The sequence below is a fragment of the Streptomyces sp. NPDC058375 genome (assembly GCF_042723425.1).
Lineage (GTDB): Bacteria > Actinomycetota > Actinomycetes > Streptomycetales > Streptomycetaceae > Streptomyces > Streptomyces durocortorensis.
In genome coordinates, this window is sequence record NZ_JBHXJG010000164.1 from 1 (window position 1) to 16,532 (window position 16,532).

Here is a 16,532-nt window from a genome sequence, read left to right on the forward strand (position 1 = left end):
CCTGAGCTCAGGTGCCGGGCGCCAGATTTCTGCTGCCCCACACCCGAACGCCGCGTTCCACTGGAGCAATCGCCGCGCGTGACCGACATTCACCTCACACAGAGGACCGAAATGTACGGAGATGACCGCATATGGCGACCGCTGTCCTCACCCCCGACCAGCTCGACGGCCAAGCTGCCCGGCTGCACGACTCCCAGGCGTGGCAGCAGATCGTCACGGGCTGGGAGCACACCGCCGCCGAGCCCGCCCCCGCCCCCGGACCGGCAGCGCCCGCCGACTGGCGGAGCCTGCTGTCCGTACCCGTGGACCGGCTGATCGACGACACCCTGCGGACGCTGCCCGCGTCCGCCCCGCACGAGCGTCCCCTGCCCGGGCGGCTAGGTGCGATGCTGCCCGACCGCGTTCACCTCTGGCGGCGGGTCGGGCAGGGCGACGTGCGCCCCTCGACCCACCTCGGCTACGCACGGCAGATCCTGGCCGAGTGGGGCTGGCAGAACACCCCGTACCGGCTGCGGAACGTCCGGGGAGCACGCTGTGTCTGCGGCGCGATGATCTCCGCGCACCGCCTCGGCTACGGCTCTCTCGACACCGTGGACCGGGCCGGCGCCTGGCTGATCACGGAGCTGCGCGCGCAGGGGTGGCCGGGGCTGATCGGCCCCTGGAACCGCCATCCCGGCCGCACCGCCGCCGACGCCCTGGCCCTCGTCGACGCCACCATCCGCCGCGCCTCCCTGGCCGGACAGTAGTGCCGGACAAGGACTGATGAAGGACCGACGTCGGAGGATCGGCGTCGGAGGATCGGCGTCGGAGGATCGGCGTCAGAAAGGCTCGTCCAGGCCCTCCGTGTCCTCGCCCTCCTCCTCCAGCGCCTGACGCACCACCCGTAGGGCCATGCCCTCCCCGTACCCCTTGCGGGCGAGCATCCCCGCCAGCCGGCGCAGCCGCTTGTCCCGGTCCAGGCCCCGGGTGGAGCGGAGCTTGCGAGCCACGAGCTCGCGCGCCGTCTCCTCCTCCTGGTCCGAGTCGAGCTGCCCGACCGCCTCGTCGATCACGGCGGAGTCCACGCCCTTCGTCCGCAGCTCACGGACGAGGGCGCGGCGCGCGAGCCCCCGGCCGTGGTGCCGGGACTCCACCCATGCCCCGGCGAACGCCGCGTCGTCGATCAGCCCGACGTCCTCGAAGCGCGCGAGCACTTCCTCGGCCGCCTCGTCCGGGATCTCCCGCTTCCGCAGGGCGTCCGCGAGCTGTTTGCGCGTTCGCGGCGTCCCGGTGAGCAGCCGCAGGCAGATGTTGCGCGCCTGCTCGACCGGATCGCGCGGCTCCCCCTTCTCGGCCCTCGACGAGGAAGGAGAGCCGCCGCCTCTGGTGCCGGAGCGGGCCCGGCGGCCCGCCCCCTCACCGAATCCGCTCCCGGCGCCCGCTCCCCCGCGTGAGCGGCGCCCGGGCCGCGCCGCGACGTCGTCCGCTGCCGCCCCCCGCGCGGCGGCGGACGCGTCGGTGGGCCCGTAGCCGGATCCGGGGTCTCCGCCGGGCTCTGCAGGGCTGCCCGGCCACTCCGTACGACGTGTCACGGCCTAGCTCTTGGCCGCCGCGGTCTTGGCCGGCTTGGCCTTGGCTGCCGCGGTGGCCGCCAGCTTCGCCGCCCCGTCGGCCGCCGACGCCGCAGCGGCGTCCGCGGCAGGCTCGCCCGCAGCGTCGTCCGGACGGACGCCGACGCCCAGCTTCTCCAGGATCTTCTTCTCGATCTCGTTGGCGAGGTCGGGGTTGTCCCTGAGGAAGTTGCGGGCGTTCTCCTTGCCCTGGCCGAGCTGATCGCCCTCGTACGTGTACCAGGCGCCGGCCTTGCGGACGAAGCCGTGCTCCACGCCCATGTCGATCAGTCCGCCCTCGCGGCTGATGCCCTGGCCGTAGAGGATGTCGAACTCCGCCTGCTTGAACGGCGGGGCGACCTTGTTCTTGACGACCTTGACACGGGTGCGGTTGCCGACCGCGTCGGTGCCGTCCTTGAGCGTCTCGATACGGCGGATGTCCAGGCGCACCGAGGCGTAGAACTTCAGCGCCCGGCCACCGGTGGTGGTCTCCGGGGAGCCGAACATCACGCCGATCTTCTCGCGGAGCTGGTTGATGAAGATCGCGGTGGTCTTGGACTGGTTGAGCGCACTGGTGATCTTGCGGAGGGCCTGGCTCATCAGGCGGGCCTGGAGACCCACGTGCGAGTCGCCCATCTCGCCCTCGATCTCCGCACGGGGCACCAGGGCCGCCACGGAGTCGATGACGATCAGGTCCAGGGCGCCGGAGCGCACCAGCATGTCGACGATCTCCAGCGCCTGCTCGCCGTTGTCCGGCTGGGACAGGATGAGGCTGTCGATGTCGACGCCGAGCTTCTTCGCGTACTCGGGGTCGAGGGCGTGCTCGGCGTCGATGAACGCCACCGAGCCGCCGAGCTTCTGCGCGTTCGCCACGGCGTGCAGCGTCAGCGTCGTCTTACCGGAGGACTCCGGCCCGTACACCTCCACCACGCGGCCGCGCGGCAGCCCGCCGACGCCGAGGGCGACGTCGAGGGCGGTCGATCCCGTGGGGATGACCTCGATGGGCTCGTTCGGCCGCTCGCCGAGGCGCATCACCGCGCCCTTGCCGAACTGTCGTTCAATCTGTGCGAGTGCGGCGTCCAGCGCCTTCTCGCGGTCGGTTCCTGCCATGGGTTCCACCCGATTTGCTTGAGTCGATCGCTTCACGTCACAGACGCTAACCCCTACCACTGACAATGGGCCTCGACGTCCTCCCGACCTGTGGACAACTCCAGGGCCGGGCCCGGGAAAACCCGGCCGGTAACTCCATCAGAATGGATGTTCGATTTTGGTGTCAAGCGCACCACGCGGGAACCGACAGCACGGCGGCGCGATGAGTTCGCGGAACCGGAACGGACTACCTCCCGACAGTCGCATCGAACGGTTCACCGCGAAGCCGACCGACGGTCGCCCCAGGAGGACGGCACAATGACCGGACATACGGGCAGGGTGACCTGCGCCCTCTCGATCTCCCTCGACGGATACTCGGCCGGGCTCGACCAGAGCGAACAGCGCCCGTTCGGCGACGACGGCGGCGACGGCTGGGGCGACCGGCTGCACTCCTGGATGTTCGTGACGCCGGAGCTGCGGCAGGCCGAGCTCGACCGGCTGGCGGCGGTCGGCGCCTTCATCATGGGCCGCAACATGTTTCGGCCTCATCATGGGCCGCAACATGTTTCGGCCCCGTGCGCGGCGCGTGGGACCGGCAGTGGAAGGGCTGGTGGGGCGACGATCCTCCGTACCACGCGCCCGTCCTCGTGCTCACCCACCATCCGCGCGACGCGCAGCCGATGGAGGGCGGCACCACGTTCCACTTCGTCACCGACGGCATCGAGTCCGCGTTCCGTCAGGCCCGCGAGGCCGCCGGAGACCGCGACGTGTCGATCCACGGCGGCGCGAGGACCATCAGCCAGTACCTCGCCGCGGGCCTGATCGACGAGCTGCGGCTGCACATCGTGCCGTTCACGTTCGGCGCCGGCACCCGCCTCTTCGACGGCGTGCCGCCCCTGGATCTCGAACAGGTGGAGAGGCGCGCGGGGGACTCGGTGACCCATGTGACCTACCGCGTGCTGTCCTGAGCGGCCACCGACCGCCTGCACGGTTCGGCGGATCACCCTATATTCGGTCGGTATGGGAGCGACGGTGGAACCGGGAGCACCCGGCGGAGAACAGACGCCCTGGCCCGACCTGGCCGGCCGGGTGGCGCTCGTCGCCGGAGGCACCCGCGGGGCCGGCAGGGGGATCGCCGTCCAGCTCGGCGCCGCCGGGGCCACCGTGTACGTGACCGGCCGTACCAGCGGCTCCGAGCGCTCCGAGATGGACCGGCCCGAGACGATCGAGGAGACCGCGGCCCTGGTCGACGCGGCGGGCGGACGAGGGATCGCCGTCCAGGTCGACCATCTGGTTCCCGACCGGGTCAGGGCACTCGTGGCCCGCATCGCGAGCGAGCAGGGAGCCCTGCACATCCTGGTGAACGACATCTGGGGCGCCGAGATCGAGTGGAACAGGCCGGTGTGGGAGTCGTCGCTCGACACCGGGCTGCGCACCCTGCGGCTGGCCGTCGACACCCACGCCATCACCAGCCACTTCGCGCTGCCACTGCTGATCGAGACTCCGGGCGGCCTGGTCGTCGAGATGACCGACGGGACGGACGAGTACAACGGCTCCCGCTACCGCGTCTCGTTCTTCTACGACCTGGCCAAGGCAGCGGTGAACCGGATGGCCTTCGCCCTCGGCCATGAACTCGCGCCGTACCGCGCGACGGCCGTGGCTCTCACCCCGGGCTGGCTCCGGTCCGAGGCCATGCTCCAGGCCCACGGGGTGACCGAGGCCACCTGGCGCGACGCCGTCGCGCACGCGCCCCACTTCGCGATCTCCGAGTCCCCCGCGTACGTCGGCCGTGCCGTGGCCGCCCTCGCCGGTGATCCCGAGGTGGCCCGCTGGAACGGCGGATCGCTCTCCAGCGGGCAGCTCGCCCAGGTGTACGGCTTCACCGATGTGGACGGGAGCCGGCCCGACGCCTGGCGGTACCTGACCGAGGTCCAGGACCCGGGACTGCCGGCCGATGTGACCGGCTACCGCTGAGGCGACCCGTGCGACAGGCCACCCCTGAGGCGACCCGCCGTGACAGGCGACACTGGGACCGGCTACCGCTGAGACGACCCGCCCGACGTGCCCTCCGCTCCCCCGCGGCCGACGGCCCGGCGGCCGTTCACCAGGCGGCGCATCCGCGACGGCAACGGCCTGGCCGGCGCGCGGCTGCTCCCCCCGTGCACGCGTGGATCGTCGGTGACGTCGTACCGCTTCACATAGGCGCCCAGGAACGCCTGGAGCGTGGCGATCGCGGGGATGGCGACCAGCGCTCCGACCGCGCCGAGCAGGGCCGTGCCGGCGATGACCGATCCGAAGGCGACCGCGGGATGGATGTCTACGGTCTTCGCGGTCAGTTGGGCTGAAGCACGTAATTCTCGAACTGTTGGTAGATCACGACGAACCCGAGCACCCACAGCGCGTACCAGGGGTCGACCGTGAAGGCGATCAGCATGGGCAGGGCGCCCGCGAGATACGTGCCGATGGTGGGGATGAACTGCGAGACGAGCCCGACCCAGACCGCGAGCGCCGGGGCGTAGGGCACCTCCAGGATCACCAGCAGGATGTAGTGCGCGACGCCGGAGATCAACGCCATCAGGCCGCGCGAGTAGATGTATCCGCCGGTCTTGTCGACCGCGATCTCCCAGGCGCGCAGTACCTCGGCCTGCCGGGCGGGCGGCAGGACGGAGCAGAGGGCGCGGCGGAGCCGGGGGCCGTCGGCCGCGAAGTAGAAGGAGAACAGGAAGATCGTCAGCAGCCGGAACAGCCCGCCGAGCACCGTGGTGGAGACGTCGAGCACTCCGGTGGCGCTGTTCTGGACGTACTTCTGCAGCCAGTCGGAGTGCAGCAGGCTGTCCTGGACCTCGACCCGGGAGAGTTCGGTGCGGAAGGTCTGGTTCACCCAGTTGATCACCGAGTCGATGTACTTGGGGAACTCGTCGACCATGTCGACGATCTGGCCCGCGAGCATCGACCCCAACAGCACCACGAATCCGACGCCGAAGATCATCACGCCGAGGAAGACGAGGAACGTGGCGAGCCCGCGGCGCATGCCGCGAGCCGCCATCCGGCTGACCGCGGGCTCGATGGCGAGCGCGAGGAAGAACGCGATCAGAACGTTCGTCAGCAACCCGATGAGCTGGTCGAACGCCCAGCTGCCGAGTTGGAAGCACGCGTAGAGCGCCAGGGCCAGCACCATCGCACGCGGCAGCCAGCCGGGCATGCGGACCCCATCGGTGCCGGACGGCGGCGGGGCCGGCGGAGCGGGCGGGGAGGCGGACGGCTGGGCCGGGGCGCTCTCGTCTGTCGATGACACGGGACAAGTCTGGCCTATGCCGTCGGCCCGCAATCCCCCGCCCCGAATCGACCACTGCGGTTCCGTTCCCGCCGGGAAAACGGCCCCACGGCGTTCAGCGCTTGTCCGCCGGGACGTCCATCGCCGTGCAGACAGCGCGCCACACGTCCTTGGCGTCCCAGCCCGCGTCCAGGGCCTCGTGCACCGTACGGCCGCCGAGTTCGGCCATCACATGGTCACGGGCGAAGGAGTCCGCGTACGCCGCACCGAAGTGGTCGGCCATCCGCTCCCAGAAAATCGTCAACCGCATGCCACCAGTATCCCGCTCCTGAGAGTGCAGCAGGTCCACCTGGCATGTGCCCGGCCTCTCCGCGCTCTACGGTCGGTCCATGGCTGGAACCGGAGCACACACCCTCGCCCGTGCCGAGCAGTTCATCTGGCTCACCGCCCGCGTCCTCGAACAGCGGAGGTTCGCCCACGGCTTCCTGGACGGAGATCCCGACGCCGTCGAGACGGCCCTGACCGCCTACCTGAACGAGGACGGCGGCTACGGTCACGCGCTGGAACCCGATCTCCGGGGCCCGGTCAGCCAACCGCTGCACACCGCCCATGCGCTGAGCGTTCTTGACTCGATCGACCGCTGCGACGGACAGCGCGTGGAACGGATCTGTCGCTATCTGACCGAAGTATCAACCAAAGAAGGCGCACTGCCCGCTCTGCTGCCCACACAGCGCGGCTATCCCGCGGCACCGTTCATCCCGATCGTGGACGACCCGCCGGCGGAACTGCTCGCGACCGGCCCGGTCGTGGGGTTGCTGCACGGCAATCAGGTGTGGCACGCATGGCTGTTCCGGGCGACCGACTTCTGCTGGAGCGCCGTCGAAGCGCTGGAGCAGTCCCATCCTTACGAGGTCGAAGCCGCTGTCGCCTTTCTGGACGGCGCCCCGGACCGGGCCCGCGCCGAGGTCGCGGCGGACCGGCTCGGCCGTCTGGTGCGCGAACAACGGCTCGCGGTCCTCGATCCCTCCCGGCGGGCGGAGTTCCCGGTGGCGACGGGCTACGCGCCGGGCGAGCACCACTTCCCGCACGACTACGCTCGTACGCCCGGATCCCTGGCCCGCCGCTGGTTCACGGACGAGGAGCTGGAGCGGTCGCTCGACCACCTGGCCGCCGAGCAGCAGGACGACGGCGGTTGGCCCGTGACCTGGCGTCAGTGGGCGCCGGGAACCGCGCTGGAGGGGCGTCCGCTGGTCACGCTCAGGGCCTTGGAGACGCTGCGCTCGTACGGTCGCCCGCTCGGCTGACCGCTCAGGAGGCACGCGGCCCTCCGCTCGGCCGGCCGCGCGCCTCCTCGCCCTCGTCCCCCGGGCGCTCGGCCCGCTCAGGCCAGCGCGCGCACGCCCGCCGTGACCAGGACGCCCGCGCCGACGACGACCAGGAAGGGAGCGCGGAGGACCAGGGCGAGTGCCGCCGCGGCGAGACCGGCGGCCCGGGCGTCGAGGACGAGCTGCTGGCCGTCGTCGAAGGTCTGCTGCGCGGTGAGGGCCGCCAGCAGCGCCACGGGCAGCAGGGCGGCCATCCGCTGGACGAGCGGGCGCTCCAGCACGCCCGCGGGCACCAGCAGGCCCAGAAGTTTGGCGAGATAGCAGCCCGCCACGGTCAGCCCGATGGCAATCCAGACGTTCATGAGAGCCGCTCCCCCTTCTTCCGCTGTGTCGCCGACTCCTTCCGCGGTGTCGCCGAATCCTTCTCGGTGCCCGGTCCCTCCTTGGTCCGTCCCATGAGGAACAGCACGACGGGGGCCGCCAGCGCGGACAGCAGAACGGGCACACCCGCCGGCAGCACGGGCAGCAGCGTCAGGGCCAGCACGACGGCCAGCCCCGCCGTGACGCGTTCGGTGGTGCTCTTGAGCATCGGCGCGAGCAGCGCGAGGAACACCGCGGGGCTCGCCGCGTCGAGGCCCCACGCGTCGGTGTCGCCCAGTGCCTCGGCGCCCAGAGCGCCCACCAGGGTGGTGAGGTTCCACAGCACGTACAGGGTGAGTCCGGTGACCGTGAAGCCGATGCGCGCGGCCCGCCGGGTGGGCTGGGGCAGGGTGACCGCGGTCGTCTCGTCGATGACCCAGTGGGCGGCGAAGGGCCGTACCGCACGGGGAAGCGCGAGCAGTTGGGACAGGCGCAGCCCGTAGAACGCGTTGCGGACGCCCAGGAAGAACGCCCCGGCCGCCGCGGTGTAGGGGTTGCCGCCCGCGGCCAGCGCCCCGACCAGGGCGAACTGCGAGGCGCCGGTGAAGACGAGAAGACTCAGGACGCAGGTCTGGAGCAGGCTGAGGCCGGAGCCGGCGGAGGTGACGCCGAAGGCGAAGCCGGAGAGCCCGACGGCGATGCCGACGCCGAGCGCGTCCCGGACGACGGCCGCGTCCGGCTTGTCCGGTCGGACCTCGGCCGCCGGTCCTGGGGGGCCGGCGGCTATGGCACCGGGCGCGCCGGTGCTCTCTGGGAGTGCTGTCGGTTCTGCCACGCCCGGAACGCTACGGGGATCATTCGGGACCGGTCTTGTACGTTCTTGCACGTACCGCCCTACGTTCTTGCGCTTCGCGGCCCTCACCGGCTCGGCCGCGGCACTCCGCGCTCGCGCTGGTAGGCACCCGGCGGCACCCCCACGATCCGGGTGAAATGCCGATTGAGGTGCGGCTGATCCGTGAAGCCGACGGCGGTCGCGGCCTCGGCGGGGGCGACCCCGGCGTCGAGCATGCGGCGGGCCCGGCGCACCCGGGCGTCGGTGAGCCAGGTATGGGGCGGCATCCCGTACTCCTTTTTGAAGGCCCTCAGCAACGCGAACGGGCCGGTGCCCAGCTCGGCGGCGAGCGTCTCCAACGTGGGCGGGTCGGCCATGCGCTCCTCCAGCGCGGCACGGGCACGCGCCGCGTTCCGCGCGCCCCCGGCGTGCGGGGTCAGGCCGGGCAACGCGGTGCCGTGCCGGCTCAGAAGCCGGGCGACCAGCACCCGCAGGAGGCTGTCGGCGGCCAGGGCGTTGCCCTCCTCCGCCGCCCGGTGCACCTCGGTGATCAGCCGGGAGGCGTGGGGGTCGGTCACCCGGGTCTCGGCGAAGCCGACCGTACCGCGCAGGGACGTCACCTCGGCCGCGATGTCGTTGACGACCTGGGCCGACGGGTAGAGCGTGGAGTACGCCCAGCCCTCGGGCCCCCCGGAGCGTGCGGTGTGCGGAACCTCCGGGTTGATCATGACGACGGTTCCGGGGACCGCGTGGACCGTGCCGCCCGGCAATCCCACGTCCTCCACTCCGCCGGTGACCGCTCCGAAGACATAGCCCTCGTGGCTGTGCCGGGGGAAGGTGTGGCGGACGTACCGAGCGCGCAGCAGATCGAGGTCGGGGAGCGCGGCGTACTGCCAGTGCCGTGCCCATTCCTCCGCGCCGTCCGCTCCCGTCATGGGGACCATTCTCGCAGGTCCTGGCCGTGCGCCACCCACTGAGCGGACCGCCGCGTGCGGTGTCACCGGCCCGTTGTCAGTGGCGGGGTGCACGATGGGGGACATGACCGGATCCGCGCTCGACGCGTTCTCGCCCGCGACCCGCAGTTGGTTCGCCGGCGCCTTCAGCGCGCCCACCGCAGCGCAGGAGGGCGCCTGGCGGGCCATCGGCGAGGGCAGTGACGTGCTGGTCGTCGCGCCGACCGGTTCCGGTAAGACGCTGGCCGCGTTCCTCGCCTCGCTGGACCGGCTGGCCGCCGAGCCGCCGCCCGCCGACGCGAAGAAGCGCTGCCGCGTGCTGTATGTGTCACCGCTCAAGGCCCTCGCGGTCGACGTCGAGCGCAACCTCCGCTCGCCTCTGACCGGCATCCGCCAGGAGTCGGTGCGCCTGGGTCTGCCGGAGCCCGAGGTGCGGGTCGGCATCCGGTCCGGGGACACCCCGCCCGCCGAGCGGCGCTCCATGGTGACCAGGCCGCCGGACATCCTGATCACCACGCCCGAGTCGCTGTTCCTGATGCTGACGTCCTCCGCCCGGGACGCGCTGGCCGGCGTGGAGACGGTGATCCTCGACGAGGTGCACGCGGTTGCCGGCACGAAGCGCGGCGCCCACCTCGCCCTCTCGCTGGAGCGGCTCGACGAGCTGCTGCCCCGCCCCGCCCGGCGCATCGGTCTGTCCGCGACGGTCCGGCCGGTCGACGAGGTGGCGCGCTTCCTGTCGCCGCAGCGCAAAGTGGAGATCGTCCAGCCCCGCTCCACCAAGGAGTTCGACCTCTCGGTCGTCGTCCCGGTGGAGGATCTGGGCGAGCTGGGCGGCTCCCCCGCCACGGACGGCGACTCCGGCCAGGCGGACAAGCCCTCGATCTGGCCTCATGTCGAGGAGCGCATCGCCGATCTCGTCCAGGCGCACCGCTCCACGATCGTCTTCGCCAACTCGCGGCGGCTGGCGGAGCGGCTGTGCAACCGGCTGAACGAGATCGCCTACGAGCGGGCGACCGGCACGACGTTCGATCCCGACGATCCGGCCCCCGCGCTCCCGGAGGCCCACGCTCCGGCGGAGGTCATGGCCCAGTCCGGTGCGGGCCGGGGCGCCCCTGCCCTGCTGGCCCGGGCCCACCACGGCTCGGTCTCCAAGGAGCAGCGGGCCCAGGTCGAGGAGGACCTCAAGGCGGGCCGGCTGCCCGCCGTGGTGGCCACCTCCAGCCTGGAGCTGGGCATCGACATGGGCGCGGTCGACCTGGTGATCCAGGTTGAGTCACCTCCCTCCGTCGCCTCCGGCCTCCAGCGGGTGGGCCGGGCCGGACACCAGGTGGGCGCGGTCTCGACCGGAGTGGTCTTCCCGAAGTACCGGGGCGATCTGGTGCAGGCCGCGGTGGTCACGGAGCGGATGCGCGAAGGGGCGATCGAGGCGCTGCGCATCCCGGCCAATCCGCTGGACGTGCTGGCCCAGCAGCTGGTCGCCATGGTGGCCCTGGACAGCTGGCAGGCCGATGATCTGCTGGCCCTGGTGCGGCGGGCCGCCCCGTTCGCCTCGCTGCCCGAGTCGGCGTTCACCGGCGTCCTCGACATGCTCGCCGGGCGCTACCCCTCCGACGCCTTCGCGGAGCTGCGCCCCCGCGTGGTGTGGGACCGCGTGGGGGGTACGGTCACGGGCCGCCCCGGCGCGCAGCGGCTCGCCGTCACCTCGGGCGGCACCATCCCGGACCGCGGGCTCTTCGGGGTCTTCCTGGCCGGGTCCGACCCGAAGAAGGGCGGCGGCCGGGTCGGCGAGCTGGACGAGGAGATGGTCTACGAGTCCCGCGTCGGCGACGTCTTCACCCTGGGCACCACGTCCTGGCGGATCGAGGACATCACCCGGGACCGGGTCCTCGTCTCGCCCGCCCCGGGCGTTCCGGGGAGGCTGCCGTTCTGGAAGGGCGACCAGCTGGGCCGCCCGCTGGAGCTGGGCCGCGCGCTGGGGGCGTTTCTCCGTGAGATCGGCGGCCTGTCCGAGGAGGATGCCCGGCTGCGGCTGCTCGCCGCCGGTCTCGACGCCTGGGCAGCGGACAACATCCTGGCCTACCTGGACGAGCAGCGCCGGGCCTGCGGCCATGTGCCGGACGACCGAACGATCCTGGTCGAGCGGTTCCGGGACGAGCTGGGCGACTGGCGGGTCGTCGTGCACTCCCCCTTCGGCGCCCAGGTGCACGCCCCGTGGGCGCTCGCCCTCTCCGCCCGCCTCGGCGAGCGGTACGGCATGGACGCCCAGGTCATGCATGCCGACGACGGCATCGTGCTGCGGCTGCCCGACGCGGACATGATGGGCCTGGACCTGCTCGACTTCGACGCCCCGCCCGCCCCGGACACCGAGAACGGCGGACCGGCGTCGGGAGCCGCGGCGTACGACAGCGACCAGCCCCCGGTGGCGGCGGCCGACGTCGTCTTCGACCAGGGTGAAGTCCAGCAGATCGTGACGGACCAGGTGGGCGGGTCGGCCCTGTTCGCCGCCCGGTTCCGGGAGTGCGCCGCGCGCGCCCTGCTGCTGCCCCGGCGCTCCCCCGGGAAGCGCACCCCGCTCTGGCAGCAGCGTCAGCGGGCCTCCCAGCTGCTCCAGGTCGCCTCGGAGTTCGGCTCGTTCCCGATCGTCCTGGAGGCCGTCCGCGAATGCCTCCAGGACGTGTTCGACGTCCCCGGCCTCACGGAGCTGATGGGCGATCTGGAGGCGCGCCGGGTCCGGCTGGTCGAGGTGACCACCCAGGAGCCCTCCCCCTTCGCCCGCTCGCTCCTCTTCGGTTACGTCGCCCAGTTCCTGTACGAGGGCGACTCCCCGCTCGCCGAGCGGCGCGCCGCCGCCCTCTCCCTGGACTCCCATCTCCTCGCCGAGCTGCTGGGCCAGGCGGAGCTGCGTGAGCTGCTCGACCCCGAGGTCCTCACCGAGCTGGAGCGCGAGCTGCAGTGGCTCACCGAGGACCGGCGCATCAAGGACGTCGAGGGGGTGGCCGACCTGCTGCGAGTGCTCGGTCCGCTCACCGACGCCGAGCTGGCCGAGAGGGGCGCCGAGCCGTCCTGGGCGCCGGAGCTGGCGAAGGCCCGCCGGGCGATCCAGGTCCGGATCGCCGGCACCGACCACTGGGCGGCGGTCGAGGACGCGGGCCGGCTGCGCGACGCCCTGGGCACCGCGCTTCCGGTCGGCGTCCCCGAGGCGTTCACCGAGCCGGTGAAGGACCCGCTCGGCGACCTCCTCGCCCGGTTCGCGCGGACGCACGGCCCGTTCACCGCCGCCCGGGCCGCCGAGCGCTTCGGGCTCGGCACCGCCGTCACCGACGGCGCGCTGCAACGCCTTTCGGCCTCCGGCAGGACCGTCCAGGGCGAGTTCCATCCGGCGGGTATCGGCCAGGAGTGGTGCGACGCCACGGTGCTGCGCCGGCTCCGCCGCCGTTCGCTGGCGGCGCTCCGCCAGGAGCTGGAGCCCGTGCCGCCCGCGGCCCTGGCCTCCTTCCTCCCCCAGTGGCAGCACTTCGGCTCCAACCGGCTGCGGGGCATCGACGGGTTGGCCCGCGCCGTCGAGCAGCTCCAGGGCGCGCCCGTGCCCGCGTCGGCACTGGAGAAGCTGATCCTGCCGAGCCGGGTCCTGGGCTACGCCCCGGCGATGCTCGACGAGCTGACGACCACCGGGGAGGTCGTCTGGGCCGGGGCGGGGGCGCTGCCCGGCAAGGACGGCTGGGTCTCCCTCTACCTCGCCGACAGCGCACCGCTGCTCCTGCCTCCCCCGCACCCGCTGGAGCTGTCGGCGCTCCACGAGTCCGTGCTCACCACGCTCTCCGGCGGATACGGCCTCTTCTTCCGCCAGATCGCCGACCAGGTCCGGGCCACCACTCACCCGGACTGCACGGACCAGCAGCTGGCCGACGCCCTGTGGGACCTGGCCTGGTCCGGGCGGCTCACCAACGACACGCTGGCCCCGCTGCGTTCGCTCCTCGGCTCGGGACGGACGGCGGGCTCCACCGCCCACCGATCCCGGCGCAGTGTCCCGCGCGGGCGCTACGGCTCACTCACCGCCGCCGCCCGGCCGGCGTCCCGCACCGGCCCGCCGACGGTCTCGGGCCGCTGGTCCCTGCTCCCCCCGGTCGAACCGGAACGGACCCACCGGGCCCACGCCCTGGCCCGCACCCTCCTCGACCGGCACGGCGTGGTGACCCGCGGCGCGGTGCAGGCCGAGGGGGTGGAGGGCGGCTTCTCCGCGACGTACCGCATCCTGGCCGCCTTCGAGGACAACGGGCAGGCGCGGCGCGGCTATGTGGTCGAGGGGCTGGGGGCCGCCCAGTTCGCGATGGACGGCGCGGTGGACCGGCTGCGGGCGGCCTCCACGGTGCGCGACCGCCGGGATCCGGACACCGCCCCCCAGGCCCTGGTGCTCGCCGCGGCCGACCCGGCCAACGCGTACGGTGCGGCACTGCCGTGGCCGGAGTCCCCGGACGGCGCCGGGCACAAGCCGGGCCGCAAGGCGGGAGCACTGGTGGTCCTGGTCGACGGCGAGCTGACGCTCTACATGGAGCGCGGCGGCAAGACCCTCCTGGCCTGGCCGTCCGACCCGGAGGCCCCGGCCCTGAGAGCGGCGGCCGAAGCCCTGGCCGACGCGGCCCGCGCCGGGGCCCTGGGCACAGTGACGGTGGAGCGGACGAACGGCGTCTCCGCACTCACCTCGCCGCTGGGCCGAACGCTGGAGGCGGCCGGGTTCCTCGCCACCCCGAGAGGCCTGCGCCTGCGAGCCTGACCCGGCAGCCCCCCGGCCCCGGAGACGACCCAGCACCCGCTCCCGGCAGACGCTCCGCCTGCCCCAAGACGGCCGACCGCCTGCCCCCGGCAGGTACCCCGCCAGCCCCGGAAACGGCCCACCACTTGCCCTCGCCCTCGGCAGACACCCCGCCCGCCGCGGAGACGAACTGCCCCGGGCAGACACCCGCGCCCAAGCACCCGACCGACGCACAACCGCCCCCGCGCACCCATCATGGAGGCATGCCCGAAGGAGACACCGTCCTCCAGACCGCCACCCGGCTGCACGCGGCGCTGGCGGGGCGGGTGCTGACCCGGTCGGACCTGCGCGTCCCCCGCTTCGCCACCGCCGACCTCACCGGCCGGAGCGTCCTGGACGTCACCGCGCGCGGCAAGCACCTGCTGACCCGGATCGAGGGCGGCCTGACCCTGCACAGCCACCTCCGGATGGACGGGGCCTGGCGGGTGTTCGCCCCGGACGAGCGCTGGCGGGGCGGCCCGGGCCACCAGATCCGCGCGATCCTCGGCAACGCGGAGCACACCGCGGTCGGCTACCGGCTCCCCGTGCTGGAACTGCTGCGCACCAGCGAGGAGGACCGGGCCGTGGGCCACCTGGGGCCGGATCTGCTCGGCCCCGACTGGGATCCCGGCCTGGCCCTGGACCAACTGCTCGCCGCACCGGACCGCCCCCTCGGCGACGCCCTCCTGGACCAGCGCAATCTGGCGGGCATCGGCAACGTCTACAAGTGCGAGCTGTGCTTCCTGGCCCGCGTTACCCCGTGGACCCCCGTGGGCACCCTCCCCGACGGCATGCTCCCCCGGCTCGTCGCCCTCGCCGAGCGCCTGCTGCACGCCAACCGCGACCGCCCCACCCGCACCACGACGATCACCTCCGAACTCCGCACGCCCCCGAACGAAACCCCGAGCCCCGCACGGCACGCGCCCCCGCCCCCGGCGCGCCCCCGAACACGCCCGCCCGTCCGCGTACAGGAGCGGCTGTACGTCTACGGGCGCGCCCGCCGCCCCTGTCTGCGCTGCGGCACCCCGATCCGCCTCGCCGACCAGGACGACCGCCCCACCTACTGGTGCCCCGGCTGCCAATCAGGACCCACTCCCTAGTTGACGACCCGTCAGATACGGTCGTACGGTCCGGTCATGCCTCTCTCCGCGTACGACCTCACGGGCCGCGCCGCGTTCGTCACCGGTGCGGCGAGCGGCATCGGGCGGGCGAGCGCCCTGCTGCTCGCGGAGGCCGGGGCCGTGGTGCACTGCGCGGACCGCGACGAGACGGGCCTGCGCCGGACATACGACCTGATCGCCGACGCGGGTGGCAGCGCACGGACCCACCCCCTGGACGTCACCGACCGCGACCGGGTCCGTGCTGCGGTCGCCGACGCAGGGCACCTCGACATCCTGGTCGCCGCCGCCGGAATCATGCACACCAGCAGCGTGCTGGAGACCGCGGACGAGGACCTGGACCGGGTGCTGGCGGTCAGTTTCAAGGGCGTGCTCCACGCCTGCCAGGAAGTGGCCCGCTCCATGAAAGCCCGCTCCGCCCCGGGCTCGCTGATCACGATGGCGTCGGGCGCCGTGGACTCCGCGAGCGCGGGCCTGCTCTGCTACAGCACCGCGAAGGCCGCCGTGGTGCAGCTCACCAAGACGCTGGCCACGGAGTTGGGCCCGCACGCCATACGGGTGAACGCCGTCGCACCCGGCTGGATCCGTACGCCGATGACCGACCGGCACGATGCCGCCGGGCAGCACCGGGCGGAGGCGACGATGGCCCGGATCTCCCCGCTGGGCCGGGTCGGCGAACCCGAGGACGTCGCCCATACCGTGCTGCATCTGGCGTCGGACGCCTCGGCCTTCATGACCGGCCAGATCCTCCGGCCGAACGGCGGCGTCGCCATGCCCTGGTGAGCCACCCGCCGAAACCTGCCCCGGAACCAGACCTGGGGCCTCCCCAGGAACCAGACCGGGGGCCTCCCCAGGAACCAGACCTGGGGCCACCCCCGGGACCTGCCCCAGGGCCTGCCCCCCGCCTCTCCGAGGGCACCGACCCTCCCGACGACCCCACCTGCACCACCGACGCGACATGGACCGGCAACAGGCTCAGCCCCCAGCCACCCGCCGCCACCGCCCCCTCCACCAGCCCCGCCTGCTCCGGACACAGCACCAGCCGCAGCACCGCCCACCACCACAGCCCGCCGAGGACCAGCGCCGGCACCCATCGCCGTTTCATCGCTGCCTCCCGCGGCCGAGGTCCTTTCCGGCAGTTTCCCCTGGCAGCGGCGGTGGTGCATCCACAACGTCCGACCGAAGGGCCACCCACACAGGAGC

12 protein-coding genes and 2 pseudogenes are annotated in these 16,532 nt (G+C 72.9%); 7 read left to right on the forward strand and 7 right to left on the reverse strand.

Annotation, left to right across the window (positions count from 1 at the left end; translation table 11 throughout):
* Positions 1–131 precede the first annotated feature (131 nt).
* Entirely contained in the window at positions 132–746 is a 615-nt protein-coding gene (locus ACFWM7_RS23810) for a hypothetical protein (protein ID WP_383263602.1), read from the forward strand.
* Positions 747–818: 72 nt separating this feature from the next.
* On the opposite strand, the gene recX is transcribed toward ACFWM7_RS23810, so the two are convergent.
* Both recX and recA read right to left on the reverse strand, forming a co-directional pair.
* Positions 819–1,571 (reverse strand): recombination regulator RecX, encoded by a 753-nt coding sequence (gene recX / locus ACFWM7_RS23815; RefSeq protein WP_383263604.1) that lies wholly within the window; start codon positions 1,569–1,571, stop codon positions 819–821.
* A 3-nt stretch (positions 1,572–1,574) separates the two neighbouring features.
* Positions 1,575–2,699: a recombinase RecA gene (recA, locus tag ACFWM7_RS23820; protein ID WP_383263607.1), complete on the reverse strand. Its 1,125-nt coding sequence runs from the start codon at positions 2,697–2,699 to the stop codon at positions 1,575–1,577.
* Positions 2,700–2,996: 297 nt separating this feature from the next.
* On the opposite strand from recA, the pseudogene ACFWM7_RS23825 reads away from it, so the two are divergent.
* Together ACFWM7_RS23825 and ACFWM7_RS23830 are read left to right on the forward strand one after the other, a co-directional pair.
* Positions 2,997–3,646 (forward strand): annotated as a pseudogene (locus ACFWM7_RS23825) (dihydrofolate reductase family protein).
* 52 nt (positions 3,647–3,698) lie between these two features.
* Positions 3,699–4,652, forward strand: coding sequence for an SDR family oxidoreductase (locus ACFWM7_RS23830; RefSeq protein ID WP_383263610.1), 954 nt, complete (start codon positions 3,699–3,701; stop codon positions 4,650–4,652).
* Between the two features lie 62 nt (positions 4,653–4,714).
* Here ACFWM7_RS23830 and ACFWM7_RS23835 read toward each other — a convergent pair.
* Together ACFWM7_RS23835 and ACFWM7_RS23840 are read right to left on the reverse strand one after the other, a co-directional pair.
* Positions 4,715–5,880, reverse strand: a pseudogene (locus tag ACFWM7_RS23835) (AI-2E family transporter).
* 187 nt (positions 5,881–6,067) lie between these two features.
* On the reverse strand, positions 6,068–6,262 hold the full coding sequence (locus tag ACFWM7_RS23840) for a DUF3046 domain-containing protein (RefSeq protein ID WP_356566395.1): 195 nt from the start codon (positions 6,260–6,262) through the stop codon (positions 6,068–6,070).
* A gap of 79 nt (positions 6,263–6,341) precedes the next feature.
* On the opposite strand from ACFWM7_RS23840, the gene ACFWM7_RS23845 reads away from it, so the two are divergent.
* Complete coding sequence (locus ACFWM7_RS23845) at positions 6,342–7,256, forward strand: hypothetical protein (RefSeq protein ID WP_383263613.1); 915 nt, start codon at positions 6,342–6,344, stop codon at positions 7,254–7,256.
* A 77-nt stretch (positions 7,257–7,333) separates the two neighbouring features.
* Here ACFWM7_RS23845 and ACFWM7_RS23850 read toward each other — a convergent pair whose 3' ends face one another.
* The 3 genes from ACFWM7_RS23850 to ACFWM7_RS23860 all read right to left on the reverse strand — a co-directional run bounded on the left by ACFWM7_RS23850 (position 7,334) and on the right by ACFWM7_RS23860 (position 9,404).
* A complete protein-coding gene (locus ACFWM7_RS23850) occupies positions 7,334–7,639 on the reverse strand; it encodes an AzlD domain-containing protein (protein WP_383263617.1) in 306 nt (101 codons plus the stop codon).
* Positions 7,636–8,472 carry an AzlC family ABC transporter permease gene (locus ACFWM7_RS23855; RefSeq protein WP_383263620.1) on the reverse strand — a complete coding sequence of 279 codons (837 nt, stop codon included), beginning with the start codon at positions 8,470–8,472 and terminating at the stop codon, positions 7,636–7,638. Before ACFWM7_RS23855 ends, ACFWM7_RS23850 begins: the two co-directional genes overlap by 4 nt.
* Positions 8,473–8,555: 83 nt before the next feature.
* On the reverse strand, positions 8,556–9,404 hold the full coding sequence (locus tag ACFWM7_RS23860) for an AraC family transcriptional regulator (protein ID WP_383263623.1): 849 nt from the start codon (positions 9,402–9,404) through the stop codon (positions 8,556–8,558).
* A gap of 103 nt (positions 9,405–9,507) precedes the next feature.
* On the opposite strand from ACFWM7_RS23860, the gene ACFWM7_RS23865 reads away from it, so the two are divergent.
* The 3 genes from ACFWM7_RS23865 (at position 9,508) to ACFWM7_RS23875 (ending at position 16,112) form a co-directional block, all read left to right on the forward strand.
* Positions 9,508–14,193 (forward strand): DEAD/DEAH box helicase, encoded by a 4,686-nt coding sequence (locus ACFWM7_RS23865; protein WP_383263626.1) that lies wholly within the window; start codon positions 9,508–9,510, stop codon positions 14,191–14,193.
* A gap of 242 nt (positions 14,194–14,435) precedes the next feature.
* Positions 14,436–15,311 carry an Fpg/Nei family DNA glycosylase gene (locus ACFWM7_RS23870; protein WP_383263628.1) on the forward strand — a complete coding sequence of 292 codons (876 nt, stop codon included), beginning with the start codon at positions 14,436–14,438 and terminating at the stop codon, positions 15,309–15,311.
* 36 nt (positions 15,312–15,347) lie between these two features.
* Positions 15,348–16,112, forward strand: coding sequence for an SDR family NAD(P)-dependent oxidoreductase (locus tag ACFWM7_RS23875; RefSeq protein WP_383263631.1), 765 nt, complete (start codon positions 15,348–15,350; stop codon positions 16,110–16,112).
* The last annotated feature ends 420 nt before the right edge of the window (positions 16,113–16,532 follow it).

Excerpts from the sequence above, each read along its gene's own strand:
- ACFWM7_RS23810 (WP_383263602.1), top strand. The coding sequence starts at position 132 with ATGGCGACCGCTGTCCTCACCCCCGACCAGCTCGACGGCCAAGCTGCC.
- recA (WP_383263607.1), bottom strand. The coding sequence starts at position 2,699 with ATGGCAGGAACCGACCGCGAGAAGGCGCTGGACGCCGCACTCGCACAG.
- ACFWM7_RS23830 (WP_383263610.1), top strand. The coding sequence starts at position 3,699 with ATGGGAGCGACGGTGGAACCGGGAGCACCCGGCGGAGAACAGACGCCC.
- ACFWM7_RS23840 (WP_356566395.1), bottom strand. The coding sequence starts at position 6,262 with ATGCGGTTGACGATTTTCTGGGAGCGGATGGCCGACCACTTCGGTGCG.
- ACFWM7_RS23845 (WP_383263613.1), top strand. The coding sequence starts at position 6,342 with ATGGCTGGAACCGGAGCACACACCCTCGCCCGTGCCGAGCAGTTCATC.
- ACFWM7_RS23850 (WP_383263617.1), bottom strand. The coding sequence starts at position 7,639 with ATGAACGTCTGGATTGCCATCGGGCTGACCGTGGCGGGCTGCTATCTC.
- ACFWM7_RS23860 (WP_383263623.1), bottom strand. The coding sequence starts at position 9,404 with ATGACGGGAGCGGACGGCGCGGAGGAATGGGCACGGCACTGGCAGTAC.
- ACFWM7_RS23865 (WP_383263626.1), top strand. The coding sequence starts at position 9,508 with ATGACCGGATCCGCGCTCGACGCGTTCTCGCCCGCGACCCGCAGTTGG.
- ACFWM7_RS23870 (WP_383263628.1), top strand. The coding sequence starts at position 14,436 with ATGCCCGAAGGAGACACCGTCCTCCAGACCGCCACCCGGCTGCACGCG.
- ACFWM7_RS23875 (WP_383263631.1), top strand. The coding sequence starts at position 15,348 with ATGCCTCTCTCCGCGTACGACCTCACGGGCCGCGCCGCGTTCGTCACC.